The following is a 26404-nucleotide window of genomic DNA, read 5'->3' on the forward strand; positions in this document are numbered from 1 at the left end:
CATGAAACCCGCCATGGGCGCCGCCTGGCAAGCCCTGACCCGCGCCGCCGAGCGTGACCGCAGCAGCCATCTGCGCGACCTGTTCGCCGCCGACCGGCAGCGCTTTTCCCGTTTCTCCGTCACTTGGAACGACTGGCTGCTGGACTACTCCAAGCAGCGCGTCACGCAGGAAACCATGGCGCTGCTCGAAGGGCTTTGGCAGACCGCCGACGTCCCGGGCTGGATCGCGCGCATGCGTGCCGGCGAGCCGATCAACCACACCGAGGGCCGCGCCGCGCTGCACATCGCGCTGCGCCATCCGACCGGGCCGATCATGCACGCCGGACAGGACGTGATGCCCGCGGTGCATGCCGAGCTGGACAGGATGCGCCGTTTTGCCGGCGAGATCCACGGCCGCCACTGGCGCGGCGCCACCGGCGAACCGATCAGCGACATCGTCAACATCGGCATCGGCGGCTCCGATCTCGGCCCACGCATGGCCACCCAGGCGCTGGCCGCCTTTCGCCACCCGGACATCCGCGTGCATTACGTGGCCAACCTCGACGGCGCCGACCTGGCCACCGTGCTGTCCACGGTACAGCCGCGCACCACCCTGTTCGTCGTCGCCAGCAAGACTTTCACCACGCAGGAAACCATGCAGAACGCCGCCTCGGCGCGTCACTGGCTGGTTCATGCGCTGGGCGAAGCGGCCGTGGCCAGGCATTTCGTCGCGGTGTCGACCAACCTGGCCGAAGTCGCCCGTTTCGGCATCGAGCCGGCGAATGCCTTCGCCTTCTGGGACTGGGTCGGCGGGCGCTATTCGCTGTGGTCGGCGATCGGCCTGCCGCTGGTGCTGGCGGTCGGCTTCGACAATTTCCGCCGGCTGCTGGCCGGCGCGCATGCCATGGACGAGCACTTCTTTGCGACGCCGCCGGCGCAGAATCTGCCGGGCCTGCTGGCGCTGCTGGAAATCTGGAACAGCAATTTTCTCGGCGCCGACAACCGCGCCGTGCTGCCCTACAGCCAGTCCCTGGGACTGCTGCCGCGCTACCTGCAGCAACTCGAAATGGAATCCAACGGCAAGCAGGTCGACCGCCAGGGATTGCCGCTCGAATGCACCGCGGCGCCGGTGCTCTGGGGCGAGGCCGGCACCAACGGCCAGCATGCCTTCTACCAGTTGATCCACCAGGGCGGGCGGCAGGTGCCCTGCGAATTCATCGCCTGCCGGCAGCCCGACTTTGCCCTGCCCGGACATCACGAGAAACTGCTGGCCAACTGTTTCGCCCAGAGCGAAGCCCTGATGCGCGGCAAGACGCTGGCTGAAACCACGGCCGCCCTGACAGCGAGCGGCATGCCTCCTGAACAAGTGGCATTCCTTGCGCCCTACCGCAGTTTTCCGGGTAATCAGCCATCGACCACGCTGTTGCTGCCGCGTCTCGACCCCTTCAGCCTGGGGGCCCTGCTGGCGCTTTATGAGCACAAGGTCTTCGTGCAGAGCGTGATCTGGGACATCAACCCCTTCGACCAGTGGGGCGTCGAGTATGGCAAGCAACTGGCCAATCGCCTGCTGCCGGTGATCCTCGGTACGGCGTCCGCCGATCAGCTCGACAGTTCCACCGCGGGACTGGTGGCGGCCTGCAGAAACTCGCCGCGGAGTGGCCGTGACTGAAGCCTGCCGCCACGGCGCAGCGCAGGCGTCGGCGTGCCCGGATCGATGAACATCCTCTTCGCCACTCCGGAGCTTGCCCCCTGGGTCAAGACCGGCGGCCTCGGCGATGTCGCCGGCGCCCTGCCGGCGGCGCTGCGCGCCCTCGGCCATGACGTTCGCGTGCTGGTGCCGGCCTATCCGGCCATGTCGAAAAGTTTTCCCGATGCCGCGGAGATCGCCCGGCCCCAGCCGCTGGGCGGCCTGCTGCCGACACCGGTCCTGAGGCAGGCGTTCGCGCCGGACGGCATGCCGCTGCTGCTGCTCGACTACCCGCACTATTTCGACCGTCCGGGCAATCCCTACATCGGTCCCGAAGGACGCGACTGGCTCGACAATCATCTGCGCTTCGGGCTGCTGTCGCGCGTCGCCGCCTGGCTCGGCTCGGAATCCAGCACCCTGGACTGGCAGCCCGACATCGTGCATTGCCACGACTGGCAGACCGGACTCGCCGCCGCCTACCTGCACCACCTGCCGGGACGCCGGGCGAAATGCCTGTTCACCCTGCACAACCTGGCCTTCCAGGGCCTGTTCGATCACGCCTCGCTGTTCGAACTCGGCCTGCCGGACGCGGCCTGGCACATCGAAGGCATCGAGTACTACGGCTACCTGTCCTTCCTCAAGGCCGGTCTCCAGTATGCCGACGCCATCAACACGGTGAGCCCCAGCTACGCCCGGGAAATCCAGACCGACGAGGAAGGCATGGGCATGGCCGGCCTGCTGCGGGTGCACGCCGGGAAGCTGTCGGGCATCCTCAACGGCATCGACAGCAAGACATGGAACCCGGCCACCGATCCGCACCTTGCGCAGAACTACGGCGTCCGTCGCCTGGACGGCAAGGCCGCCAACAAGTCCGCGCTGCAAGCCGAACTCGGCCTCGAACAGCGCGCCGACCTGCCGCTCTTGGCGGTGGTCAGCCGCCTGACCGAGCAGAAGGGCGTCGACCTGCTGCTCGACGTGGCGCCGCAAACCTTCCAGCTGCCGGCGCAACTCGTCGTCCTCGGCAGCGGCACGCCAGCGCTGGAACACGAGTGGGCCGCGCTGGCACGCAAGCATCGCGGCCAATGCGCGGTGACGATAGGCTTCGACGAGGCGCTGGCGCATCGCATCGAGGCCGGCGCCGACATTTTCGTCATGCCCTCGCGCTTCGAACCCTGCGGCCTCAACCAGATGTACAGCCTGCGCTACGGCACGCCGCCGGTGGTGCGCGCCACCGGCGGCCTGGCCGATACCGTGATCGATGCCGCCGATCCGAAGGACGGCAACGGTTTCGTCTTCGGGCCGGCCACCGCCGCAGCCCTGCTGCAGGCCCTGCAGCGCGCCGTCGCAGCCTGGCGCGACCCCGTCCTCTGGCGCCACCTGCAGCAGCACGGCATGGCGCGCAAATCGGGCTGGCAGGAAGCGGCGCGGCACTATGCCGAGCTGTATCAGCGCCTGACAGGCAGCCCATGACCAAACTTACCCTGATCGCCGCCGTCGCCAGAAATGGCGTGATCGGCATCGACAATCGACTGCCCTGGCACCTGCCGGCGGACCTCAAGCACTTCAAGGCGCTGACTTCGGGCCATGCGGTGATCATGGGGCGCAAGACCTGGGAATCGCTGCCGGCAAAATTCCGGCCGCTGCCGGGACGGCGCAACATCGTCGTCACCCACGACGCCAGCTACCGCGCCGAGGGCGCCGTGGTCGCGCTGTCGCTGCCGGCCGCGCTCGCCGCCGCCGAGGGTGAGGGCGGCGAAGCCTTCCTCATCGGTGGTGCGGAACTCTACGCCACGGCGCTGCCGCTGGCGGACCGCCTGCAACTGACCGAGATCGATGCGAGCTTCGAGGGCGACACCTGGTTCCCGGCCATCGACCCCGGCCTCTGGCGCGAGGTCGCGCGCCAGGCGCATCGCGGCAACGAAGGCTTCGACTACGCCTTCGTCAGCTACGAACGTAACTTAGCCGCGACGTCGGCAAGCTCAGAGCTTGTGAAGAAATCGTAGCGAGCGAGCCGCAGCGGGGTGCGGCCGGAGCGCAGCTACCAGAATGTACGTGTTTGTACATGAGGATAGCGAGCACCGCCCAAACCCCGATCCGGCACGCGCAGTAGATTTATTCATAAGCCCTCAGTCCGCAATAACGGGCAGTCGATCCGCAATGCGCAGCAGTTCCACCAGCCGCGCGGTGCTTTGCCTGCGGTAGGCGTCGATGTCGATGCCGGTCCAGTCGTGGAAGCCCTTGCCGTCGCGCAGCCCGTTCTGTCCCGAGTTCATGAGTCGGGCGACGATTTCGGGGCTGGCGTAGCGCGGATCGTTCAGCGCCGCGCTGAGATAGCGGCTGGCGTAATAAAGGATGTCGTTGCCGCCGACATCGATGAATTCGGCCACGCCCATCGCCGCGTAGCGTATGCCGAAGCCATAGCGCGTGGCGCGGTCGATGTCCGCGGCCGTTGCCACGCCCTCCTCGATCATGCGCGCCGCCTCGTTCATCAGCACCACCTGCAGGCGCGGCACGATGTAGCCGGGGGAAGGCCCGCAGAGCACGGTGGTCTTGCCGATCTGTGCCAGCCTGTCCTGCAGGCGCTGCGTGACGGCCGGGTCGGTGCCGGGATGCGGGGAGACCTCGACCAGCGGAATCAGGTGCGCCGGATTGAGCCAGTGCGCGTTGAGGAAGCGCGCCGGATTCGTCACCATCGCCGCCAGCGCTGTCGACAGGAAGGTGGACGAGGTCGAGGCGACGATCGCGTCGTCGGCCAGCGCGGTGCAGGCGAAGGCCAGGGCTTCCGCCTTGGCCTCCATGACCTCGGGCACGCCTTCGAACAACAACTGCACCCGCGGCAAGTACTGCCCGGCGGCTTGCCGATCGCAGATGTCGATGCGCGCCATGACGGCCGCTATCGCCGTTGCCCGCAGTAGGCCGAGTTCGGCCAGCGCCGCCAGTTGCTGTTCGATATCGCGCCGGGCGGCGTCGCGCAGTTTCTCGAAGTCGCCCCGGCTGCGCTGCTTGACGTCGATCAGCAGCACCTCCTGTCCGGCGCAGGCGAAGGCCAGTGCAATGCCGCGCCCCATGCGCCCGGCGCCGAGCGCCGCGACCGCCGGCGGCTTCACGGCAACTCGCCGCGCGCCAGCAGCGCCCGCATCTCGGCGCGCGACAGTGCCGCCAGGCCGAGCCCCTCCAGGGTCCGCCGGCCCTGGCGCAGATCCTTGGCGCAGACGGCCGAGGCCAGCGCCAGCAAGCCGGTCGCCAGCGGCGCCGGCACGCCCGCCCAGTCGGCGACGGAAACCAGGAAGGCCAGTCCGCAGTGGATGTCTTCGGTCATGTAGCGATGCTCGGTCAACACGATGTGCTCGCGCCAGTCGCCGCTGTCGACCAGGCGCTGGTGCGCGTCGCCATACATCCAGCGGTCGTTGTTGTAATGGTCGCTGAGCGGAAAGTGCTCGCCGCTGTAGCCCAGGCCCTGCCGCACGGCGATGCGTTCGGCATCGAGCGCATCGGTGACGCGGCGGATCGAGGGCTGGGTGCCTTCGTTGTGGATGTCCCAGGTCTCGAAGTGTTCGAGCGGCCCGGCATTCATCAGGATCAGCGGCGGATGGATGATCGGCCCGGCATTCATCAGGGCGCCCGCCAGGGCATCCTCGATCGGCTCCACGGCGGGGAAAGCGGTCTGCAGCACGGCAAAGGCGTGGGGGCCGTTGCAGGCGGGGAACACGCCGGTCGGCAGGCGCGTGGCGCGGATGGTGATGGCGACCTCGGCGGGACCGTGCTTGCGCGCGAGCCAGGGCAGGGTCCCGGTTTCGGCGATGGAAACGTCCGCCGTGCTTCCGGCGCGCCGCAGGGTGCGCATCATGACGTAGCTGCCGAAGCTGCCCGGCGGCAGGAAGATCACCTGGCCGTCGGCCAAGTGCGGCGCCAGCGCCAGCGCGATGTCCTCCTGGGCGAAGGCCGGGGTGGGCACCACGATCAGCTCGGCGCCGCGCGCCGCCGCGCCGATGTCGTCGGTGACGCGCGCCAGCTCCACGTCGCGCCGCCCGGCTGCGTCCTTGATGCCGAGCCGGCGCGTCGCCATGAGCGGCTGCAACTGCTGCCGGTCGCGGCGCCACAGACAGACTTCATGCCCGAGGCCGGCGAAATCCGCCGCCGCCGCATAGGAGCCGTTGCCGCCGCCCAATACCGTTATGCGCATGCATCCTCCAGATCGAAGCAAGAAATCACCGTGTCGCCAGCGCCAACTCTTCGCCCGCCCAGTAGTCAGTCAACAGGGAAAAGGCGCATTCCCTGCAGGAGCGAGCTTGCTCGCGATAAGCCGCTCTCGCGAGCAAGCTCGCTCCTACATCCATCGGCTTCAACATGTCGTCGTACTAGCCGCCCAGCATCCAGTTCGGCAGGGCCAGCACGGTCGCCGGATAGACCCACATCAGCGCGATGCACAGGGCGAAGGCCAGCAGGAAATAGGTGACGCCACGGAATATCGTATGAATCGGCACCTCGGGCGCGAGGCCGTGGGCGATGAAGACGTTGACGCCGACCGGCGGCGTGATTGCGCCCATGGTGGTGATGATGGTCAGCACCACCGTGTACCAGACCGGGTCGTAGCCGAGCGCGACGCCGAGCGGAAAGAAGATCGGGATGGTGACGACGAGAAAGCCCAGCGCATCCATCAGCGCGCCGCCGATGATGTAGATGCCCAGCACCACCAGCAGGACCACGAAGGGCTGCACCGGCAGGGCCGCCGCCCATTCGGCAAGCTCGAAGGGCAGGCGCGAAACCGTCAGGAAGCGGCCGAAGAGCACCGCGCCGGTGATCAGCAGCACCACCATGGCCGATATCCGCACGCTTTCGATGATCGACTTGACCGTGTCGCGCCAGGACAGGCTGCGCCGCACCATGCCGATCGCCAGCGCGCCGAAGGCGCCCGCGGCGCCGGCCTCGGTGGGCGTGAACCAGCCGAAGTAGAGGCCGCCGATGACCAGGGTGAACAGGATCAGGGCCTCGATGATGCCGGACAGCGCGACCAGCTTTTCCTTCATGCTGACCACCGGCCCCAGCGGCGCCAGCTTGGGATTGCGCAGGCACATGACGAAGATGGTCAGCAGGAACAGTGCGGTCAGGATCAGGCCGGGGATGATGGCGGCGAGGAACAGCCGCAGCAGCGACTGTTCGGTCTGCACCGCGATCACGATCAGCACCACGCTGGGCGGTATCACCACGCCGAGCGTGCCGCCGACGGCGACCGCGCCGGTGGCCAGCGCCGGGTCGTAGCCGTAGCGGCGCATCTCGGGCAGGGCGATGGTGCCCATGGTCGCGGTGGTCGCCGAGTTGGAGCCGCAGATCGCCGAGAAGCCGGCGCTGGCGACCACCGTGGTGCAGGCCAGGCCGCCGGGCATGCGCCCGAACCACTTGTAGGCGGCGTCGTAGAGCCGCTCGGTGACGCCGGCGCGGTAGGCGAACTGGCCCATCAGCACGAACAGCGGAATCACCGACAGGCCGTAGGAGGAAAACTGCTCCCAGACATTGGTCGCCAGCAGGTGGGTCGCCGCCGGCACCGAAAGCAGGTAAGCGTTGCCGAGCAGGCCGGCCGCCAGCATGGTGAATGCAATCGGCATGCCGAAGAGCATCAGCGCCGACATCAGGAGGAGGCCGACCAGGGCCGCCGTTGTAGGATCCATCAGTGCGTTCTCCCGCCTAGTAGTCAGTCAACAAGGAAAAGGCGCATTCCCTGTAGGAGCGAGCTTGCTCGCGATAAGCCGTTGTCGCGAGCAAGCTCGCTCCTGCATCCATCGGTTTCAACATGTCTGCGTACTAGGTGTGACGTCGCAGCACCAGCAGATGGCCGGCGGCGCGCAAAAAATCGAGCAACAGGGCCAGCGCCAGGCCGGCGCAGCCGACTGCCACCAGGTACACCCAGGGATGGACGATCACGCGCAGGGTTTCCGACAAGGAGCCGGTCTCGTGCAGCACGCGGCCGTAACGGGCGACATACCAGGCGACCGCGACGAACAGCAACAGCGACATCAGCGCCATCAGCGCCTCGACGACGGCGCGACTGCGATGTCCCAGTTTGACCACCATCAGTTCCATCGCGACATGGCCGCGATGGCGCTGCACGGTGCCCAGCGCCAGGGCCATCGCCGCCGCCGAGAGCCAGCCGACCACCTCGTAGGAGCCGGCGACGGTGATGCCGAAGCCGCGCAGCACCATGTCGGCCACGGCGAACAGCATCATCGCCGCCAGGATGAAGGCCGCCGCCCAGGCCAGCCCCTCGTTGACGTAGAAGCTGAGCCGGTCGAGCAGGTGCAGCGGGCCGCGGGCGTCGCCCGCTTGTGACGCCGGGCTCATTGGACGACCCTCCCCCCGTCCCCCTCGCCGAGCGAGGGGGTGACGACGGTGCGCCGCTGCGCGGCTTCGTGGATTGGCTGGCGCCCCTTCGGGCGGCCGTGCGGGGCGCTCATTACTGCTTGGCGAACTGGTCGCGCAATTCGCGCAGGCGCTTCAGGTAGGCGGCGGCGGGCAGGCCCTTGCCGTTCATCTCCTTGACCCACTCGTCTTCCATCGGCTTCAGCTTGGCATCCCAGCGCGCACGCTCGTCCGCCGCCAGCGGCAGGATCTGCAGCTTGTGCTCCTTGGCGGCCCAGGCCAGCGCCGCGCCGACATTTTCCTTGTCATGGTACTGGCCGGTCCAGACAGGCATTTCGGCGGCGAGCTGCTCGATCACCTTCTGCACGTCGGCCGGCAGCTTGTCCCACTTCTTGCGGTCCATCACGGCGGCGAAGGTCACCACCACGGTCGGATAGTCGGTGACGAACTTCAGCGATTCGGCCAGCTTGAAGTCCTGCAGCACTTCGCGCGAGGTCATGGTGCCGTTGATCACGCCGGTCTGCACCGACTGCGGCACTTCCGGCATCGGCATGCCGATCGGCGCGGCGCCCAGGGCTTTCAGCACCGGCACGCCGGTGCCCGCGGCGCGCAGCTTCATGCCGGCCAGATCGCCGGCGTTCCTCACTGCGGTCTTGGTCTGGATGAAGCCCGGCTCGGTGGTGAACATCGCGATCACCTTGAAGCCCTCGTACTCCTTGGGATTGAATTCCTTGGTCAGCTCCCACAGCGAGCGGCTCGCCACCGTCGCATTGGTGAAGCCCATCGGCAGCGAAACGCCCGAGGTCAGCGGGAAGCGGCCCGGATCGTAGGACGGCGAGCCCAGGCCGATGTCGGCGACACCCTTGCTCACGCCGTCGTACATTTCCTTGGCGCCGAGCAGCGTGCCGGCCGGGAAGGTCTGCACCGCGACCTTGCCGTTGGTGCGCTTGTTCACCTGCTCGGCCCAGTGCGCCATCTGCCGGCCGGGGAAGGTCTTGGCCGGCGCGAAGAAGGCATAGGTCAGGGTGATCTCGGCGGCATGCACTGCCGCCGGTGCTGCCAGCCCGAACAGACCCGCAGCCAGCGAAACAAACAACGCGGAAATCGATTTGCGACGGTTCATGGTCTCACCTCACTTTGGCTAAAGATGGAGTTTGCGCGGGCTGCCGGCCGCGCGGCGGATCTGCTTATTCATCAGGCATTGCCGGAATGGCGATATCGAGTCCGTCGAGGCTGGTCTCCCTGAGCCTGGCCCGGTCGTAGTTGGGCGTGTGCGGGAAGGGGCGCGTCGCGTCGAAGCCGAGCTTGCTGCCCAGGTAGTCCGGGAAGCCGGGATTGAGGCCGTGGCCGAAGACGTTTTCGATGACCATGATGCCCAGCTTCGGATCGAGCCGCGTGGCCATGGCCCATTCGACGTCGGCCGGATCGCGGATGTCGACGTCATCGTCGACCACCGTCACCATCTTCAGCGGCGGGAAGGCGGCGAAGGCCGCCATCAGGGCCTGCTTGGCCCAGCCCGCGCGCTTTTGCGCGAGCTGCACCACGGCGTGATAGAAGCCGCAGCCGCCATGCGAGAAATAGACGTCCTTGACGCCGGGCACCTGTTTCTGCAGCAAGGCCAGCACGTTCGCCTCGCCCAGCAGCCCCACCGAGTTGAACACCTCGGCGCCCGAAAGTATGGTCTGGAAAATCGGCTGACGCCGGCGGTGGATTTTCTTCACGCGCACCAGAGGACGCGGCGCGACGCCGGCGTAATAGCCGGTGACCTCGGCGAAGGGCCCTTCGTCGTGCAATTCGCCCGGCAGCATTTCGCATTCGAGGGCGAACATCGCCTCGGCCACCATCTCCACGGCGGAAAGCGTACCGGCAACAAGCTCCAACGGGCGGCCGTGGAACTGGCTGGCGATGCCCAGTTCGTCGGTGCCCATGGGCGCGGCTTCGGCCGGCGTGGCGGCGGCGAAATGCAGCCCCGGGCCGACGCCGATGTTGAGCGTGAAGGGCAGCGGCTGACCGCGCGCGGCGGCCTTGCCCAGGCAGATTTCGAGATGGCGACCGGCATCGATGTTGATCGCCAGACGGTCCTTGCCGACCACCATGAAGCGCTGGATCGAGGTATTGCGTATTCCGGTCTCCGGATCTTTGGTGATGACCACGCCCGCATCGAAATACGGGCCGCCGTCGAGTTCGGCGTGGGTCGGCACCGGCAGCCGGGAAAGATCCACCGTGGCTTCGGTCACCTGCAATACCGGACCCTTGTCCACCACCACGGGCGCCACAGGCTTTTGTTGCCAGTCGCGGATGCAGGCCGAGACATGTTGCGGCAGCGTCGCGGCGGCACGCCCGAACAGGTCGCCGAGCAATTCGCGCGACCAGTAGAGGCCGGTGAACACCGGGTAGCGGCTACCCCTGACCTTCTCGAACAGGACGGCGCGCGGACCGCCCTCGAAGCGGGCGGCGACGGCCGCCAGCTGGTAGGCGGGATCGACCTCGGAACGCACGCGCACCAGCCGTCCGCGCCGGTCGAGCCACTTGATGATGGCGCCCAGATCGGCAATCGCCGCTCCCCCGGACTGGATCCCGGTCATGAACCGCCTCCTTTGGTGCCGCCCCTGTTCTTGTATGCATGCATCCGGGCCTTGACTGGGGTGCTCGGGTCAATGCCGGTGTTCCGTCAGCGAATTCAGTATACGGGATACATTGACGGGAGGACAAGAAATTTCCGGGCGTGCAGCGCAGCAATCCGCAACTCAGCGTCCGCCGGAAACATCGATCGTTGCGCCGGTGGTATAGGAGGCATCGTCCGACAGCAGCCACAGCACCGCGCGGGCAACTTCCTCCGGATAGCCGCCGCGCTTCATCGGAATGGCATCCTTGACCCGTTCGACACGTCCCGGTTCGCCGCCGCTGGCGTGGATGTCCGTGTAAATCACCCCCGGCGACACGGCGTTGACGCGGATGCCTTCGGCGGCCACCTCCTTGGCCAGGCCGATGGTCAGCGTATCGATCGCGGCTTTCGAGGCGGCGTAATCGACATATTCGCCGGGCGCGCCGAGGCGCGCCGCGCGCGAGGAAAGATTGACGATGGCGCCGCCGCTGCCGCCGTGGCGCGTCGACATGCGGCGCACGGCTTCGCGTGCGCAGATGAAGCTGCCGGTCACGTTGGTGGCGAAAACCCGGCTGATTCGCGCGGCGTCCATGTCCTCGACGCGCGCCTGCAGCTCCAGGATGCCGGCATTGTTGACCAGCGCGGTGACCGGGCCCAAGGCCGCGTCGACTTCGCCGAACAGACGCACCACATCCTGCTCGCGGGCGACATCGGCCTGCACCGCCATGGCCCTCGATCCCTGCGCGGTGAGGCCAGCGACCAACTCGGCGGCAGCCTCCCGATTGCTCAGGTAGCTGATGCATACGGCGTAGCCGGCGGCAGCGCCGAGGCGGGCGATCGCCGCGCCTATGCCGCGCGAACCGCCGGTGACGATCATGACTTGCTGCATGCTGGACGGCGATGGCATTTGGGCGCTCCGGGGGAAGAGAGTTTGCGGATGATGCCGCGCCGCAAACCCTATTTCAAGCGGGTGCTAGGATTCGGCCCCAGCGTCCCGCAAACTCCACGCCGTGCAACTGGAAAACTACCTCAACACCCTCGGCCAGCATCTGAAGACACGCTTCGGCACGCGGGTGCGCAAGCTGTCGCTGCACGTCGGCTTCACCTGCCCGAACCGGGACGGCACGCTGGGCCGCGGCGGCTGTACTTTCTGCAGCGTGCTCTCGTTCAACGACGGCAATCCGCAGGCGTCGGTCGGCGAACAGCTGGCCGCCGGCCGCGCCGCGACCAACCGCGCCAGCCGCTACCTGGCCTATTTCCAGGCCTATACCAACACCTACGACGAAGTGGAACAATTGCGCCGCCTGTATGCCGAGGCCCTGGCGCAGGCGGACATCGTCGGCCTGTGCGTCGGCACCCGGCCCGACTGCGTGCCCGACGCGGTGCTGGAAATGCTGGCCGGCTACCGCGACCAGGGCTACGAGGTCTGGCTCGAACTGGGCCTGCAGAGCGCCCACGACGCGACGCTGGCGCGCATCAACCGCGGCCACGGTTTCGCCGCCTACGCCGACGCCGCAGCGCGGGCGCGGCGCCACGGCATTCCGCTATGCACCCACCTGATCCTCGGCCTGCCCGAGGAAACCCCGGCGATGATTTACGAGACCCACGCGCGCGTGCTGGACTGCGGCGTCGAGGGCCTCAAGCTGCATCCGCTGATGATCGTCAAGGGTTCGCGCCTGGCCGCCGACCATGCCCGCGGCCTCCTGGCGCCGCCGGCCATGGCGGACTACGTGGCGACCGCCGCCGAACTGATCCGGCGCACGCCGGCCGAGGTGATTTTCCACCGCGTCACCGCCACCGCGCGCGAACCGATGCTGATCGCGCCGGACTGGTGCCACACGCGCTGGCCGGCCGCCGATGCGATCTGCGCCGACCTGGCCAGGAACGGTGGCCAGGGATCAAACGTCTCGTAGTCAGTCAACAAGGAAAAGGCGCATTCCCTGTAGGAGCGAGCTTGCTCGCGATAAGCCGTTGTCGCGAGCAAGCTCGCTCCTACATCCATCGGTTTCAACATGTCTGCGTACTAGTTGGTGGGGCGCACTACGATTCATGTCAGGATCTTTACCTTCAGCCCCGAAACCCTTCGGAACGCGCCATCCCCGGTCAGGAACAAATGATCGCCGCCCAACTGCAGGCAGGATGCCGCCTGCAGCGCGTCGGGGGTCTTCAGCCCTGTCTGAACCCGGATGACCGCCGCCAGTTCGACAACGTCCCTGGTCAGATCGACCCAGACCAGATCAGGCCGCGCAATGAAACCGTCGAACATCGCCAGTGTCGCCGAGTCGTTCGTCCGCATTGGCCCTACGCGACATTCAAGCCACGTGAGTCGGCTTACGGCGGCACCCAGATCCGGATATTTCTTCGACGCCGCGGCCAACTCCTTGCGCAGCCTGGCGGCAAACGGATCGGCGCCTTCGATCAGCTAGATCAGGGCACTGGCGTCGAAGAAGGCAATCACCAGTCACGCTCGGCTTTGAGCGCGGCATCGATCTGCGCCTTGCTTCGCTTGCCGGTTACGCGCTGATTCAACAGCCATTGCAGCGCGGTAACGCCGCCGGGGCCGCTGGCCCGACCATGCGTCAGCGTTTGATACTCCGCCTCCGTCAGCACCACCGCGGCCGGCTTGTTGCGTTTAACGATATGCAATGGCCCATTGCGCAGGCCATCCTCGATCGCCGCCATACCGCGACGCTTCAATTCGGATACGGTGAGGGTATTCATATCAGTACCTGTTTTTCGACAAAACGGTACTGATCATAGTATCGATCGATGACCAAACGGCGAGGACCGCGCTGCTCGACTCCTGCCTTTGGTCCGTCCTTGTTCCGAGTCGCACGGACAGATGCCAAAGCGCCGTCTTGCCATCCGCAGCGGCGAGGAGAGCGTACTTTGCTCGACCGCCTTGCTGCGCAGGGGCATCATCAGCGCCGACTCTTACGTCCCATCGGCAGTTAAACAGCGGCGGCCGTCACCGGCGACACCGTACGCATTGCATTTGAACGGCCGGCGTTGGAGTGGACCTGCCGCTCCAACCGGTTGAATCCGATTCAGGTGGCCGGCAAGTCCCGGCCATCAAGAGACATTCGTGGCGAGTCATTGGGCATTTCTGGAGCGGCTAATATAGGGTAAAGAACAGACACTCCCCAATGTTGGCCAGTTTCGTCGTCAAATGTTTAACCTCTATAGTCCTATTGCATGATTCAGCTAATTCCCATATCATGATTTCAACAATAGGTGATCGCTGTATCAATGCATGGTGACGCACCAGTTCCGCCAAGAATAGAAACACTGCGGGGGAGTGGGAAATCCTGGATCGATCGCTGTCGAGCGAACAGATGCTCTGGCTGCTTGGCAGCCTCTGCAATCTGCACCGCATCCCCTTCGATGCCGCGCTGGTCGCGCAGCAAATCCCGCCGCCGCACACCCTGGCGTCGTTCCACCACGCCGCGCGTGCTCTGTGCCTCAAGACAGGCTCGCGCAAGTTTGCCGAACTGGATAGGTCCAAGCTGCCGCTGCCGGCCATCGCCTTCCTCCACGCCGCAGACAACACCGCGGAGGATTCAACTCCCGCCACACCCATCCTGATCCTCAAGAGCGACGGCGCAAGCCTGCTCTATTTCCTGCCGGGCAGCCAGACGCCGGAAACCTTGAGCGTCGAAGACGCGGCCGTCAGACTCGGACCGGATCTTGTCCTCGTCGCCAAGGAATCGTCTGCGGGTGAGGGCAAGGATGAGGATGTCCCCGGCTTTATGTCCCAAAGGGACGGTATCCCCCGGTGGGATAAGTCCGAGAAGCAGCCCTTCGGCTTCCGCTGGTTCGTGCCTGAACTGCTCAAGCACCGGCGCATCTGGCGCGACATCCTGCTCGCCTCGCTGGTGATCCAACTCGTCGGCCTGGCGACGCCGCTATTTACCCAGGTCATCATCGACAAGGTGGTCGTGCATCAGACGCAGAACACCCTCGTCGTGCTCGGCGCCGCCCTGGTGATGTTCATGCTCTTCACCAGCACGATGACATGGTTGCGCCAGTACCTCGTGCTGCACACCGGCAACCGCATCGACGCCGTGCTGGGCAGCCAGGTGTTCCGCCACCTGCTGCACCTGCCCGCACCCTACTTCGAGCGCCGCCCCACCGGCACCCTGGTGGCGCGCCTGCAGGGCGTCGAGACCATCCGCGAATTCGTCTCCGGCGCCGCCGTCACGCTGCTGCTCGATCTGCCCTTCCTGTTCATCTTCCTCGCGGTGATGTTCTGGTACTCGTGGCAGCTCTCGCTGATCGTGCTCGGCCTGTTGGGGCTCATCGCGGTGATGAGCCTCTTGATGGTGCCGGTGTTCCGTGAGCGCCTGAACCGGCAGTTCATGCTCGGCGCGCGCAACCAGGCCTTCCTCACCGAGTACATCGCCGGCATGGACACGGTGAAATCCTTGCAGATGGAACCCGACGTCGACCGCAAGTATGGCGATCTGCTGGCCGGCTATCTCGCCGCCGGCTTTTCCACCAAGCAGGTTGGCAACAGCTACAACGTCGTCGCAAACGGCGTCGAACAGATCATGACATTGTCCATCCTGATCGTCGGCGCGCTGCTGGTGATGAGAAACGAAGGCTTCACCATCGGCATGCTGGTCGCCTTCCAGATGTTCGCCAGCCGCATGAGCCAGCCCATGCTGCGCCTGGTCGGCCTGTGGCAGGAATTCCAGCAGGCCAACATCGCCGTCAAGCGTCTGGGCGACATCCTCGACATGCCGCAGGAACCCCACACCCTGATCCCGGCCCGGGAGAATACCGCCGGCAGCGGCCAGATCGAACTGGCCGATATCGGCTTCCGCTATTCCGAGAACCATCCCTGGCTCTACCGCAACCTGAGTCTCGCCTTCAAGCCCGGCCGGCTCACCGTGCTGATGGGCCCGTCGGGCTGCGGAAAGAGCACCCTGGCCAAGTTGCTCCTGGGTTTCTACCTGCCGCAGGAAGGGCAGATCCGCCTCGACGGCAGGGACATCCGCCACCTCGCCGCCAATGAGTTGCGCACGAGCTTCGGCGTGGTGCCGCAGGAAACCGTGCTGTTCGCCGGCACGCTCTACGACAACCTGGTCATGGCCCAGCCCCATGCCAGCTTCGATGACGTGATCAAGGCCTGCAAGGCCGCCGAAATCCACGATCTGATCGACACGCTGCCCGACGGCTACCGGACCGAAATCGGCGAGCGCGGCGTCGGCCTCTCCGGCGGCCAGCGCCAGCGCATCGCGATCGCCCGCGCACTCTTGAAGCAGCCGCGCATCCTGATTTTCGACGAGGCCGTATCCAACCTCGACCAGCACACCGCGGAACACTTCGCGCGCACCATCAATACGCTGAAAGGCATAGTGACCATGATCTTCATCACCCACCAGATTCCAAGGGGACTGCAGGTCGACGAAGTGATCTCGCTCGGCGAACACGGCGCGCGGATGGGGGTGGTGAGCGAGGGCGGGCATGGACCAACCACCAGGGAGACGAAAGAATGAACGTAACAACAAGTATGCCCAGCAGTTACCGAACGACAGCGAAAAGTCGGCGCTGGCGGGACGGCGATTCAACGATGGCGGCGATCAACGAGAACACCTGGAGGACGGCAGCATGAGCAGGACATTATTTCAGCGCATCGCCACGACGCTGCTGCCGTTCATTCTTGCCGCGTGTACCGCGACCGGCGGGGCGCAGAACACAACGACACGGGAGGATGGCCGCGCAAGGCTGGCCAAGGCCGAGACGATGTTCGCCGAGCGCTGCAAGAAATCCGGCGAGTTCATCCACCGCACTGCGGACAATGTCGAAGGCATCTTCCTGATGAAACTCAGACCCAATGAAATCAACTACGGGGATCAGTTCAAGCTGGATGATCCGTATGGGCGGGACCTGGGTGGCGAGGGCTACATCGAGAATTTTCTTCGCGGACGCAACGAAAAAGGTTCGATTGCTCACGAACACCTTGTTTCGAGCGGCTACCGCTACGTCGAAGCCATCGACCCGAAGGACGGCAAGCGGTATCGCTATACAGGGAGCAGGAAAGCTGTTGGCAAGATGGATGCAACGGCACCCAATATCCAAGTTGATCTTAAGCGCAATCCGAACTTCGATCTCAATATCTACGCATTCGTCCTCGACAAAGTCCCAGCCCTCAGCCCCATGCCGCGCTACGGCGTCACCTACGACGATATCTCCACCCGCGAAGAGCGCGAATACTGGATCGCAGGCAGTTCGCTCAAGGTGGTCGACCTCAAGACAACTGAAGTGATTGCCGAGCGCATCGGCTACATGATGGATCGAAGTCAGGGCGATACATCGGGTGGCCGCGCGCCGTGGTTGCTGGCGGCATATCACGCCTGTCCGGCGTTTCCAATGGCGCCGGGAAATCATCCATTCAAAATGAACCAGACCCGCGACTTTGCCGAAAAAGTCCTCCATATCAGACAGGAGAAGTTGCAATGACCACACCGACGATTGCCGACTACCTCAAGTACGCCAACCTCCAGATGGCGGCAGAGGCATTTCTTGTCGATAGCAACAACAATGTGCTGACGGCAGGCCAACTATTGGAGGCATTGAAAATAGGCAACAACCACGCCTCCAAATTCACCCAAACTCAGGCCGACGATTTCGTTGATCCGGTGAAGGGCTGGACGGTCCTCGACCAGCGCGTCAATACGACAGCTGGTTTCTCCGGAACTCTATTCAAGAACAACCAGACGGGAGAACTTGTCGTCAGTTTCCGCTCCACCGAATTCATCGACGACACCGTGCGCGACAGTCTGGCGACCAACGAACTGGAGATCAAAAACACGGGCTTTGCCTGGGGCCAGATCGCGGATATGGAGGCCTGGTATGCCAAGCTCAACGTGGACCCCACCAAGCTGGCCGGCAAAGCCTTCTCTGTCACCGGCTACAGCCTCGGTGGTCATCTCGCCACGGCCTTTAACCTTCTGCACCCGGGTGCCGCTCAGCAGGTGGTCACCTTCAATGGTGCCGGGGTCGGCAAGATCAATGCCGGCAACACCCTGGCAAGCGCGCTGAATAGCTTCGTCGAACTACGCGACAACACCGACAAGATCGTCGCCCAATTGAGCGACGAGAAACTCCAGGCGCTCTACCGAATACTCAGTGCAACACGATACGACACCAAGGAAGCCGTTCTGACGGCACAAGCCTCGATCATGGCGCTCTACCCAGCCGGTGGAATCAGCGCGGAGGGACTGCTGGTGTGGTATGCACTCAACGATATCTACAGCACCAATGTCCTTGGTCAGGAAAGTGGGCTGCTGATCGAAGCCGCGCGGGTTCCGCAATTGAAAGCCGGCGGCAGCGGGGAGGAGGCCAACCGCAGCCCGGTCGCCGTCACCAACGATCAAATCCTCGCTGAAAAGCTCGACTACCGGATGGCCGTGCGACTGGTAGCTCGCCTGAGCGAGAGCGCCGGCCTTCCGGCGGGTGTGTCGCGCGCTTACCTGGGAAAAGAATCGCTCCCCGCCGCCGGCCTATCACCGCAGTACGATGTGGTGGGCGATTCTAGTCCTTCCGCCGTCGCGAATTCCCTTTGGCACTACGGCCAGGATGTGCGCCTGTTCATCGAAAACCAGCCGCTCTATCGCGGCGGGATTGGCGCCTCGGTGATCGGCTCGGTGCTGGACTACGGCGACGTGAAGCTGCTCGTGGACGGCTATTCCCAGAAGAACTTTGGCGATACCCATAGCCTGGTGCTGATCGTCGATTCTCTCAACGTCCAGAATACCCTGCTTCAACTGGTGCCCGAGGCCCAGCGCAACGATGTGATCGCGCCCCTCGACACCATTCTAAGGAACGCTTCTTGGCGCAAGGCGGTCAATGGCGATCTGCTCTCGGGCGGCAGCCAAGGCCAAGCCGAAGGCGACGTCATGGAGAACGTCGTCAATGCCCTGGCCGAGTTCATCCTCGGCCCGCAGACCAAGGCCGCCCGCCTCAACGGCAGCCCGGACGGGAACACTTGGGCGGTGGCAAAGACCGCGGACTTCCAAAGCGCAGGGCTTCCCTACACAGGCCGCGACACGTTCTATGAGAAGCTCAAGGCCATCACCGCCAGCGAAGCCTACCAAGCCCTGGCCGGCCGACTCAGCCTGACGCCGTCGAGCGCCGCCCTGAAGGACAGCGCCCGCAACGACTTTGCCGCCTATGCCGCGCTCTACAGCCTGAGCCCCTTCGTCTTCAGCGCCAGTGCAGCAACCCAGATGCTCGGCTTCGAGGGCACCAGCAATACGCTCTACTCCGCTTGGCAGGCCGACAAGGATGCCCGGGCCGCCGGCACGCCGGTCGAATCCCTCGCGATCAGCGAGTCCTGGCTGGCCGACCGGGCGAACTTCCTGGAGCGCAAGAACTGGTTCAACGCGCAGAACAAGAACCCGGTCGATCCGGCAGCCGTCACCTACGATCCCGAACGGCCGCGGGATTACACCAACGAACCTGACTCGACCTACTACATCGACACAGCCTCCGGCTACGAAATCCTGCAAGGAACGGTGCACTCCAGCACGCGGGTATTTGCCTTCGGCGACGAACGAGCCGATCCCTTGACCGGCCAAGGCCTCGAAGACCACCTCTACGGCGGCGCCGGCGACGACACCCTCAGCGGCGGCCAAGGCAACGACCGCCTCGAAGGCGGCATCGACATCGACACCTACTTGCTGACCACTGGCGATGGCGACGACGTCATCCTCGACAGCGATGGCAAGGGAAACATCACACTCAACGGTACACCGCTGAAAGGCGGTGATTACGTTCGGCCCGGGGTATGGCGGCGTGATGGCGTGACATATGAATTCACCCCCGATGCCACGGGCCGCGGGCGGCTCACCATCACCCGCGCCGCCGGCATCACCACCGTGGAAGACTTCGCCGCCGGCGAACTGGGCATCAGCCTTCCCGGCGCACCCACACCGCCCGTGGCGCGCACCATCGTCGGCGGCAACGGCGACGACAGCCTCACGGATGAAGCTCCGGCGGGCATGTTGATCAACGACCTGATCAAGGGTCTCGGTGGCAAGGACAACATCGTCACTCCCTACGGCGGTAACGACCGCATCGAGGGCGGCGATGACGACGACTGGATGGTCGGCTTCGCCGGCAACGACCTGGTCATCGGGGGATCCGGGCGGGACGCCATTACCGAAGGCGCCGGCAACGACCGCCTGTATGCCGACGAACTAATTGCGGCGCGCGCCGCCCTGGCCGCGCAAAACGCCACGGCGAGCGGGCTGCAGGGCGAGGCACTGTCGGCGGGGGCGGGCGATGACCTGGCCATCGGCGGAATCGGTAACGACCTGCTGCTCGGCGGAACGGGCAGCGATCTCCTGATTGGTGGCGCGGGCAATGACGACATAGATGGCGATGTCATGGCCGGCAACGTCTATCGGGACTGGAGCGTCACGCGCACGGTCACGCCAGACGACACGGTCTTCTCGGGTTTTGCGCGGATCAGGACTTTCCTGGATATGAGCATCGAGTGGGCCGCCGACGGCGGTGACGACGTGATTTTTTCCGGAGGCGGCGACGACTGGGTGACCGCAAGTCACGGCAAAGACTTCGTCGATGGCGGCGAGGGTAACGATGTACTGGCGGGTGGCGGCGGCAGCGATGAGATATACGGCGGCGCAGGGAATGATCTGCTGCTGGGCGATGCGGAACTGAATGGCGCCGCCTCAGTAGCTGGAAACGATTATCTCGATGGCGGCGAGGGCAACGATAGCCTGAGCGGCGACGGAGGCAACGACCAGCTTTTCGGTGGCGCAGGCAACGATCTGCTCAACGGCGGCGAGGGTAATGACCTGTTGTCCGGCGGCGCAGACGCGGATCGCCTGTTTGGCGATGCCGGCAACGACACCCTGTTCGGTGGGGTGGGCGTGGACTACCTGAATGGCGGAACCGGTGACGACACCTACCTCGTGGCTGTGGGTGAAAGTGCGTTGGGCGTGGACACGAAAGAAACCATCGTGGATGCGGCGGGCAAGGACACGCTGCGCTTTGGTCCGGGCATCAAGCTGGCCGACCTGCGTTTGAGCCGGGTCGGTGCCGAGGATCTGCTGCTGGAGTTCGGCCAGGATCACATCGTCGTGCAAGGGGGGCTCACGGGCGCACTTGAACGCATCGAATTCGCCGATGGCAGCAGTCAAAGCTGGGCGAAGCTGGTCGGCGCCAAGTTGGGCGAGGCCGTGTCATTGGGAGTGTCCGGCCCCGGGGCTACCGTTCAGGGCGGGAATCAGGCGGATACCCTGACTGCGCGCGACGGTGGCGCTCAAGTGGCTGGCGGTGGCGGCAACGACAGGATCACGGTGCTGGGCAGCAACAACACGATTTTTTACGCGCAGGGCGATGGTACGGATCGCATCGTGACGAGTTCGACATCAGCCAGCAATGGCAATGTCTTGCGCTTGTCGGGAGTGGCTGGTGACAGCCTGAAACTTCGCCTTGGATCCTTGGCGATTCAGGTGGGCACCAACCCGGATGACGTGATCCATTTCGATAGCTTCAACCGCAATGACGTGCTTGGCCTGCGTCCGTTCGATCATATAGAGTTCGACGACGGCTCCACGCTGGCTTACGACGATCTCCTGGCGCGAGGTTTCGACGTGGATGGCACGGGAACGAACGACGTGCTGATAGGCACCAACATCGCCGACCGAATGCATGGCGATGCGGGCGACGACAACCTTTCTGGTGGCGACGGTGACGATGAGTTGGTCGGTGGACAGGGTGCGGATACGCTTTCAGGTGGCACGGGCAGTGATACCTATATGTTTGCTCGGGGTGACGGGCGCGACACTATCGGAGATCTTCCAGGCATTGAGGAGGAAGCAAACCGGATCGTCTTCGGGCCGGACATTGCGTTTTCGGACCTCGTTTTCTCGCGGCGCGTTGATGGCAGCCTACATATCGGCATTGCGGGTACCGAGGATGAGCTTACGCTGCCGGACTGGTATGGCACCGGGGGTGTCCGGCGCAGCATTGACGAACTGGTATTCGCCAACGGGTCACACTACGATACCGCCGCGCTGGACGGGCTTAGTGTTTCGGCAATTAGCGGAACGGACGCGGCGGATGTATTAGCCGGAACGCGCTTCAGTGAGACCATTCTGGGTTTGGGCGGCGACGACGTCATCGATAGCGGCACTGGCGACGACATTCTCATCGGCGGAGCCGGCAACGATACCTATGTTTTCGGTTGGGAGAACACCGACTATTGGGACGAGAACGGCACCGACACCGCAATCGAGGGAGAAGGGGAAACCAGCACGATACAGTTTCAACGCGGAATGACACTGGATCTCGTCCGTGCTGAGCGCATCAACGACGATCTGCGCTTTCGTGTTCGAGGCGGGGAGCATAGTCTGCTCGTCAAGAATTACTTCACGACGGATCAGCAATGGCTGATCCGGTCGTTTGACGGCCAAACGACAAACATGGGCGATTTCCTCACGCAATCGGGATCCGTCACCGGCGACATGCTTAGCCAAGCATGGAACGACCATAACGCAGCGACTCTGTGGAACTGGCGTGAACGTCACGAAACCGGATCCGGCAGATGGACCTTGCTGCCCGACGGAAGTTACAGCAGATCGTCGCTGATCCTGGGCGTCAGTGCTTCCGTCACACAGAACATTTCTTCCACGATTGAATACCACCATGCTGCGGACGGCAGCTTATATACCGTGGAAACCGGCCCGATGGTCACTGGATACTCGTCGAGTTCATCTGGTTCTGCATCCTACTATGTGGACTACGAAAGTTTCGGTACTCCTGTAACCGCGACAGGAAGCTATGTCAGTTACCTCTCCACAACGCGGACGAACGCCAGCGGCGGTGCGGTATTTCAGATGCAGTGGGGGCAGCCGACTTACGGCCTCACGGGCAGTTACTCCAGCGGATACTCCTATCCGCTCGGTAGCTCCGGCGAGGAGGAGGAAAGTTGGTACGACTGGGCAGAGGTACAGCAGTACCAGAACGGGTATCAGGCTACTGCATCAAGCAGTCTGTTGAACTGGTTTACCGGCAGCTCATTGTCGGCGGTCTCGCCATCAAATGTTGGCAACTCACTCAGGCTTTCAACAATTCAGGCGGTAGATGCCGGTGGTACGGGGGGGCCGCTCGCAGTCGCATTACAAAGCTACATTTCCGGAAGCTACTCCGCCTCGAACACCGTATACCGCCTGAACCAGCTTTTGGGGACGACTGGCAGCGACTTTTTCTACTCGGACCCGTGGGCCGCGATCGATGCCGGGGCTGGAGACGACATCATCATCTCGAACAGGGGTGAAGGAAGCCTTACGATCGGTGGTACAGGCAACGACCGGATTCTCGGCGGTAGCTCGAACGACGTCATGGCGGGGGGGAGCGGCAACGACTATCTCGCCGGCATGGGCGGGGACGACACCTATCTGATCGTGCCCGGCCAGGCCGGCCATGTGGTCATCGACGAGGCGGTCTTGCGGTACTCGATCATCCCGCCATGGGGAGGCAGCTGGATCTATCGCGCAAACAATTCAGCCGGTTCGCTCAGCACCGACACGGTGCGATTTGACACGGGGGTAAGCCTCTCTGATCTGCGATTTGCCTATGGCGTGCTGGATACGCGCGCTGTCGATCAGACGAACCCCTCGACACTCTATGAAACCTTGGTCCTGTCTTGGGGCTCGGGGAAAAGCGTACATATCGTGCTCCCTAAGGCAGATAGTCCAACCTACACCTCGTGGAACGGCGAACCCAACGGGGGATTCTGGGGGGTCGAATACTTCAGGTTTGCCGACGGAACCCAGGTCGGTATCGACGAAATTCGGCGCCTTGCGCAGGAACCGGGCAGGGAGATTCCCGCCGAGTGGGACGTGCCGACCTTCATGGCGCAGAGCATTCCTTCGAATTCCGGAACCCAGGGAGACGACGTGCTCGTCGGAAATCCCTCGACAGAGAATTATCTGAGTGGACAGGCTGGCAATGATCGCCTGATCGGCGGTGGTCTAGCGGATTACATCGCGGGCGGATCAGGCAACGATTTTATCGATGGTGGTGCCGGCATGGACGTCCTTCTGGGCGGGAGTGGAGACGACACGCTTAACGGAGCGGGTGGTGACAGGCTCACAGGGGGGGCGGGGGATGACTACCTGTTTGGAACGGGCGGAGGAAACATCTACACCTACAACCTCGGGGATGGCACCGATTTCATCTACGATGAGAGCAAGAAGTATGGCGTCTCAGTGGCGAACATCCTGATGTTCGGAGAGGGGATTTTTTCCTGGATGATCTCGTTGAGCCTTGGATCGCTCTTGATCAAGCTCAACGGCGAGGATGCCATCCACATCAACGGATTCGATCCGCAAAATCCGTTTGCCAATCCGGCAATCGATCGTTTCGTTTTCGCCGATGGCGAGAGTATTTCGTATGCAGAGTTGCTCATGCGCGGCTTTGACATCGAGGGCACCGACAATGACGACACTATCGCGGGTACCGCAGTAGAGGATCGCATCGTCGGCGATGCCGGGGATGACGTTCTCTCCGGTGGTGCCGGTAACGATGTCTATATCTATCGTCGCGGCGATGGCAATGATCGGATCATTGACCACGAAGGCGTGGATACCCTGTTGTTGGAAAGCGGAATATCTGCGGACCAGGTCACGGTAGAGCGGTCTGGCGCCGATTTGATCCTCGGGTTCGCGGGATCCGACGACCGCATTGCATTGGCGGACTGGTATCTGAGTGACCAGGGCCTGTCCACATTGGCATTCGAGGATGGCAGTCAACTGAATCGGGCCCAGTTTGGCCTGGCCGAGAATACGCCCCCGCTAGCCTATCCGGATCAGATCGTCACCCATGAAGATGGTGGCCCCTTGTCCATATCAGCCGCCGAACTTCTGACCAACGATACGGATGCCGATTCCGGCGATGTCATTGACGTCGTCGCCGTCGGGACATCATCGATCGGCGCAACGGTAAGCTTGGCCGGTGGTATCGTCAGCTACGATATCGGCGACGGGTTTCAGGAGTTGGCCGAGGGCGAGACTACGGCGGACAGCTTTACCTACACGATTACGGATGGCCATGGCGGGAATGCCACTTCCGTCGTCGATGTGGAAATTCGGGGCGTGAATGATTTCCCCGTCGCCAATTCAGACATGGTGTCGAGTCTCGAAGATTCGAGCCTTCCCGTCACGGGCAACGTGCTTGCCAACGACACCGACATCGACCATGGCACGCTGCTGCGCGTCGCTGCCCCTGGCGAGTATGTCGGCGCCTATGGCACCCTGGTACTCCAGGCCGATGGTCGCTATGCGTACAGCCTGCACAATGACAGCTTGGCCGTGCAGTCGCTGGCCAGCGGCACGTCCGCGGTCGATCACTTCGCCTATGCCGTCACGGATGGTCTGGCCGCCGTGGATTCCGCGCTGGACGTCACCGTGCAGGGCACCAACGACGCTCCGGTCACGGTCGATGATGCCGACATCGTGGTCGAGGATTGGCTCACTACTGCCTCCGGCAATGTGCTGGCCAACGACACGGACGTCGATCGGGGCACCGTGCTGCAGGTGGCCGATCCCGGCAGCTATGCCGGAGAGTACGGCAGCTTCGTCCTGGCGGCGGATGGCAGTTATAGCTACAGCCTGGACAATTCCGCCGTGACGATACAGTCGCTGGGCCGCGACGCGGCGGTGGTCGAGCACTTCGGCTACACGGCGACGGACGGACAGATCGGCACCAGCGCGGTGCTCGATGTGTTCCTCCACGGCACTAACGACGCGCCTGTCGTGGACGGGCCCTTGGCCGATCGTGACGTCACCTTCAACAAACCCTTCTCCTGGCAGATGCCGGCGGACAGCTTCAAGGATATCGATGCCGGCGATGCGCTGACCTACAGCGCGACACTGGCGGACGGCGCGGCCCTGCCGGATTGGCTGTACTTCGACGCGCAGACGCTGGCCTTCTCCGGGATGTCGCCCAAGGAGGTGATGTCGCTGGATGTGCGAGTGACCGCTACAGACCAGGTGGCGGCCACCGGCAACACGGTGGACAGCCTCTCGGTGTCCGACGTCTTCCGGCTGTCGATCAGCCATGGCAACCAGGGCGTAGGCAACGGCCTGGACGCGGCACCGGCGGGGCACACGACGAACTTCAACGACGGCGCCGGCAGCTCGCCGGGCGATCCAGGAGCGAAGGGCGGCAAGACAAGTAGCATTACCGACAACGCGATATCGGACGTCGGTTTGCCTTCGACGAGCGTGGCGCCGGTGGAGTCATCACCTACGCTGTCGATACCCGCCTATCTGAGCCTCGCGGACTGGGAGAAGTATCTGCCCGTCGCCTCAGCCGGCGCGGTAACGACCGATGCTGCATCGATCTTCGCGCGCTGGCTGGCAGTGGATCTGGCGGTGTCGCAAGCGCTGGCCGGCAACGGACCGGCCTGGCTGGACGATGGCCTCGGCGCGGATACCGTCGCGCTGGGCAAGGCCACGAGCGGCTACCTTGGATCGACCCCCGCCTTCGGCACGGACGCCTTCTCGCTACTGGCTGGCTCCGGACATAACCTGCAGGGTTTCAAAGGCCTCGCCGAGGGCGTGCAGAAGATCGCTTAGCGCAATGCGGGACTCGTGCCCCAGGCCGCCGGCCTGGGGCTGCGAGCCCGGAACAGGGAATCGCCGCGACATGAAGCTACTGAACAAGGTTCTCGCCAGGACCGAGCCCGACCACCTCGAGTTCGCACCGCCCCTGCTGCGCCTGCAGGAGTCGGCGCCGAA

Annotated in this window: 16 protein-coding genes; 7 read left to right on the top strand and 9 right to left on the bottom strand. The window is 64.2% G+C overall.

Features of this window, described 5'->3' with window-relative positions; all coding sequences use genetic code 11:
- Position 1 precedes the first annotated feature (1 nt).
- The 3 genes from pgi to RMO95_RS20180 are packed head-to-tail and all read left to right on the top strand — an operon-like array spanning position 2 to position 3669.
- Positions 2 to 1648 (top strand): glucose-6-phosphate isomerase, encoded by a 1647-nt coding sequence (gene pgi / locus RMO95_RS20170; RefSeq protein ID WP_310452470.1) that lies wholly within the window; start codon positions 2 to 4, stop codon positions 1646 to 1648.
- Positions 1649 to 1693: 45 nt separating this feature from the next.
- Positions 1694 to 3136, top strand: a complete 1443-nt coding sequence (gene glgA / locus RMO95_RS20175; protein WP_310452471.1) for a glycogen synthase GlgA — start codon at positions 1694 to 1696, stop codon at positions 3134 to 3136.
- Positions 3133 to 3669, top strand: a complete 537-nt coding sequence (locus RMO95_RS20180) for a dihydrofolate reductase (protein ID WP_310452472.1) — start codon at positions 3133 to 3135, stop codon at positions 3667 to 3669. The genes glgA and RMO95_RS20180 overlap by 4 nt, the downstream gene beginning before the upstream one ends.
- Positions 3670 to 3792: 123 nt before the next feature.
- Here the strand turns inward: RMO95_RS20180 and RMO95_RS20185 are convergent, their stop codons facing one another.
- From RMO95_RS20185 to RMO95_RS20215, 7 genes are all read right to left on the bottom strand, one after another.
- Positions 3793 to 4773 carry a 3-hydroxybutyryl-CoA dehydrogenase gene (locus RMO95_RS20185; RefSeq protein WP_310452473.1) on the bottom strand — a complete coding sequence of 327 codons (981 nt, stop codon included), beginning with the start codon at positions 4771 to 4773 and terminating at the stop codon, positions 3793 to 3795.
- Entirely contained in the window at positions 4770 to 5849 is a 1080-nt protein-coding gene (locus RMO95_RS20190; RefSeq protein WP_310452474.1) for an NAD/NADP-dependent octopine/nopaline dehydrogenase family protein, read from the bottom strand. The genes RMO95_RS20185 and RMO95_RS20190 overlap by 4 nt, the downstream gene beginning before the upstream one ends.
- Before the next feature lie 175 nt (positions 5850 to 6024).
- Positions 6025 to 7332, bottom strand: coding sequence for a TRAP transporter large permease (locus RMO95_RS20195; protein ID WP_310452475.1), 1308 nt, complete (start codon positions 7330 to 7332; stop codon positions 6025 to 6027).
- A 133-nt stretch (positions 7333 to 7465) separates the two neighbouring features.
- Positions 7466 to 8002: a TRAP transporter small permease subunit gene (locus RMO95_RS20200; protein ID WP_310452476.1), complete on the bottom strand. Its 537-nt coding sequence runs from the start codon at positions 8000 to 8002 to the stop codon at positions 7466 to 7468.
- A gap of 112 nt (positions 8003 to 8114) precedes the next feature.
- The gene (locus tag RMO95_RS20205) at positions 8115 to 9143 is read right to left on the bottom strand and encodes a TRAP transporter substrate-binding protein (RefSeq protein ID WP_310452477.1); all 1029 of its coding nucleotides are present in this window, start codon (positions 9141 to 9143) and stop codon (positions 8115 to 8117) included.
- A 64-nt stretch (positions 9144 to 9207) separates the two neighbouring features.
- Complete coding sequence (locus RMO95_RS20210) at positions 9208 to 10605, bottom strand: UbiD family decarboxylase (protein ID WP_310452478.1); 1398 nt, start codon at positions 10603 to 10605, stop codon at positions 9208 to 9210.
- 162 nt (positions 10606 to 10767) lie between these two features.
- Positions 10768 to 11514 carry an SDR family oxidoreductase gene (locus RMO95_RS20215; protein ID WP_409574977.1) on the bottom strand — a complete coding sequence of 249 codons (747 nt, stop codon included), beginning with the start codon at positions 11512 to 11514 and terminating at the stop codon, positions 10768 to 10770.
- A gap of 121 nt (positions 11515 to 11635) precedes the next feature.
- Here RMO95_RS20215 and RMO95_RS20220 point away from each other — a divergent pair, with 121 nt between their 5' ends.
- The gene (locus RMO95_RS20220) at positions 11636 to 12538 is read left to right on the top strand and encodes a TIGR01212 family radical SAM protein (protein WP_310452480.1); all 903 of its coding nucleotides are present in this window, start codon (positions 11636 to 11638) and stop codon (positions 12536 to 12538) included.
- Positions 12539 to 12672: 134 nt separating this feature from the next.
- On the opposite strand, the gene RMO95_RS20225 is transcribed toward RMO95_RS20220, so the two are convergent.
- Positions 12673 to 13047 carry a type II toxin-antitoxin system VapC family toxin gene (locus tag RMO95_RS20225; protein WP_310452485.1) on the bottom strand — a complete coding sequence of 125 codons (375 nt, stop codon included), beginning with the start codon at positions 13045 to 13047 and terminating at the stop codon, positions 12673 to 12675.
- A 32-nt stretch (positions 13048 to 13079) separates the two neighbouring features.
- Positions 13080 to 13346 carry a hypothetical protein gene (locus RMO95_RS20230; protein ID WP_310452481.1) on the bottom strand — a complete coding sequence of 89 codons (267 nt, stop codon included), beginning with the start codon at positions 13344 to 13346 and terminating at the stop codon, positions 13080 to 13082.
- Between the two features lie 614 nt (positions 13347 to 13960).
- Here RMO95_RS20230 and RMO95_RS20235 point away from each other — a divergent pair.
- From RMO95_RS20235 to RMO95_RS20245, 3 genes are read left to right on the top strand one after another with little or no spacing between them, the layout of a single operon-like run.
- Complete coding sequence (locus RMO95_RS20235) at positions 13961 to 16126, top strand: peptidase domain-containing ABC transporter (RefSeq protein ID WP_310452482.1); 2166 nt, start codon at positions 13961 to 13963, stop codon at positions 16124 to 16126.
- Positions 16095 to 17090, top strand: a complete 996-nt coding sequence (locus tag RMO95_RS20240; protein WP_310452483.1) for a hypothetical protein — start codon at positions 16095 to 16097, stop codon at positions 17088 to 17090. Before RMO95_RS20235 ends, RMO95_RS20240 begins: the two co-directional genes overlap by 32 nt.
- Positions 17087 to 26242 carry a VCBS domain-containing protein gene (locus RMO95_RS20245; RefSeq protein ID WP_310452484.1) on the top strand — a complete coding sequence of 3052 codons (9156 nt, stop codon included), beginning with the start codon at positions 17087 to 17089 and terminating at the stop codon, positions 26240 to 26242. The genes RMO95_RS20240 and RMO95_RS20245 overlap by 4 nt, the downstream gene beginning before the upstream one ends.
- Positions 26243 to 26404: the final 162 nt, after the last annotated feature.

The sequence above is a fragment of the Sulfuritalea sp. genome (assembly GCF_031426875.1).
GTDB lineage: Bacteria > Pseudomonadota > Gammaproteobacteria > Burkholderiales > Rhodocyclaceae > Sulfuritalea.

Coding starts and splice junctions, on each gene's coding strand:
- RMO95_RS20190 (WP_310452474.1), bottom strand. CDS start 5,849: ATGCGCATAACGGTATTGGGCGGCGGCAACGGCTCCTATGCGGCGGCG.
- RMO95_RS20200 (WP_310452476.1), bottom strand. CDS start 8,002: ATGAGCCCGGCGTCACAAGCGGGCGACGCCCGCGGCCCGCTGCACCTG.
- RMO95_RS20240 (WP_310452483.1), top strand. CDS start 16,095: ATGGACCAACCACCAGGGAGACGAAAGAATGAACGTAACAACAAGTAT.
- RMO95_RS20235 (WP_310452482.1), top strand. CDS start 13,961: ATGCTCTGGCTGCTTGGCAGCCTCTGCAATCTGCACCGCATCCCCTTC.
- pgi (WP_310452470.1), top strand. CDS start 2: ATGAAACCCGCCATGGGCGCCGCCTGGCAAGCCCTGACCCGCGCCGCC.
- RMO95_RS20180 (WP_310452472.1), top strand. CDS start 3,133: ATGACCAAACTTACCCTGATCGCCGCCGTCGCCAGAAATGGCGTGATC.
- RMO95_RS20210 (WP_310452478.1), bottom strand. CDS start 10,605: ATGACCGGGATCCAGTCCGGGGGAGCGGCGATTGCCGATCTGGGCGCC.
- RMO95_RS20215 (WP_409574977.1), bottom strand. CDS start 11,514: ATGCAGCAAGTCATGATCGTCACCGGCGGTTCGCGCGGCATAGGCGCG.
- RMO95_RS20245 (WP_310452484.1), top strand. CDS start 17,087: ATGACCACACCGACGATTGCCGACTACCTCAAGTACGCCAACCTCCAG.
- RMO95_RS20195 (WP_310452475.1), bottom strand. CDS start 7,332: ATGGATCCTACAACGGCGGCCCTGGTCGGCCTCCTCCTGATGTCGGCG.
- RMO95_RS20205 (WP_310452477.1), bottom strand. CDS start 9,143: ATGAACCGTCGCAAATCGATTTCCGCGTTGTTTGTTTCGCTGGCTGCG.
- RMO95_RS20230 (WP_310452481.1), bottom strand. CDS start 13,346: ATGAATACCCTCACCGTATCCGAATTGAAGCGTCGCGGTATGGCGGCG.
- glgA (WP_310452471.1), top strand. CDS start 1,694: ATGAACATCCTCTTCGCCACTCCGGAGCTTGCCCCCTGGGTCAAGACC.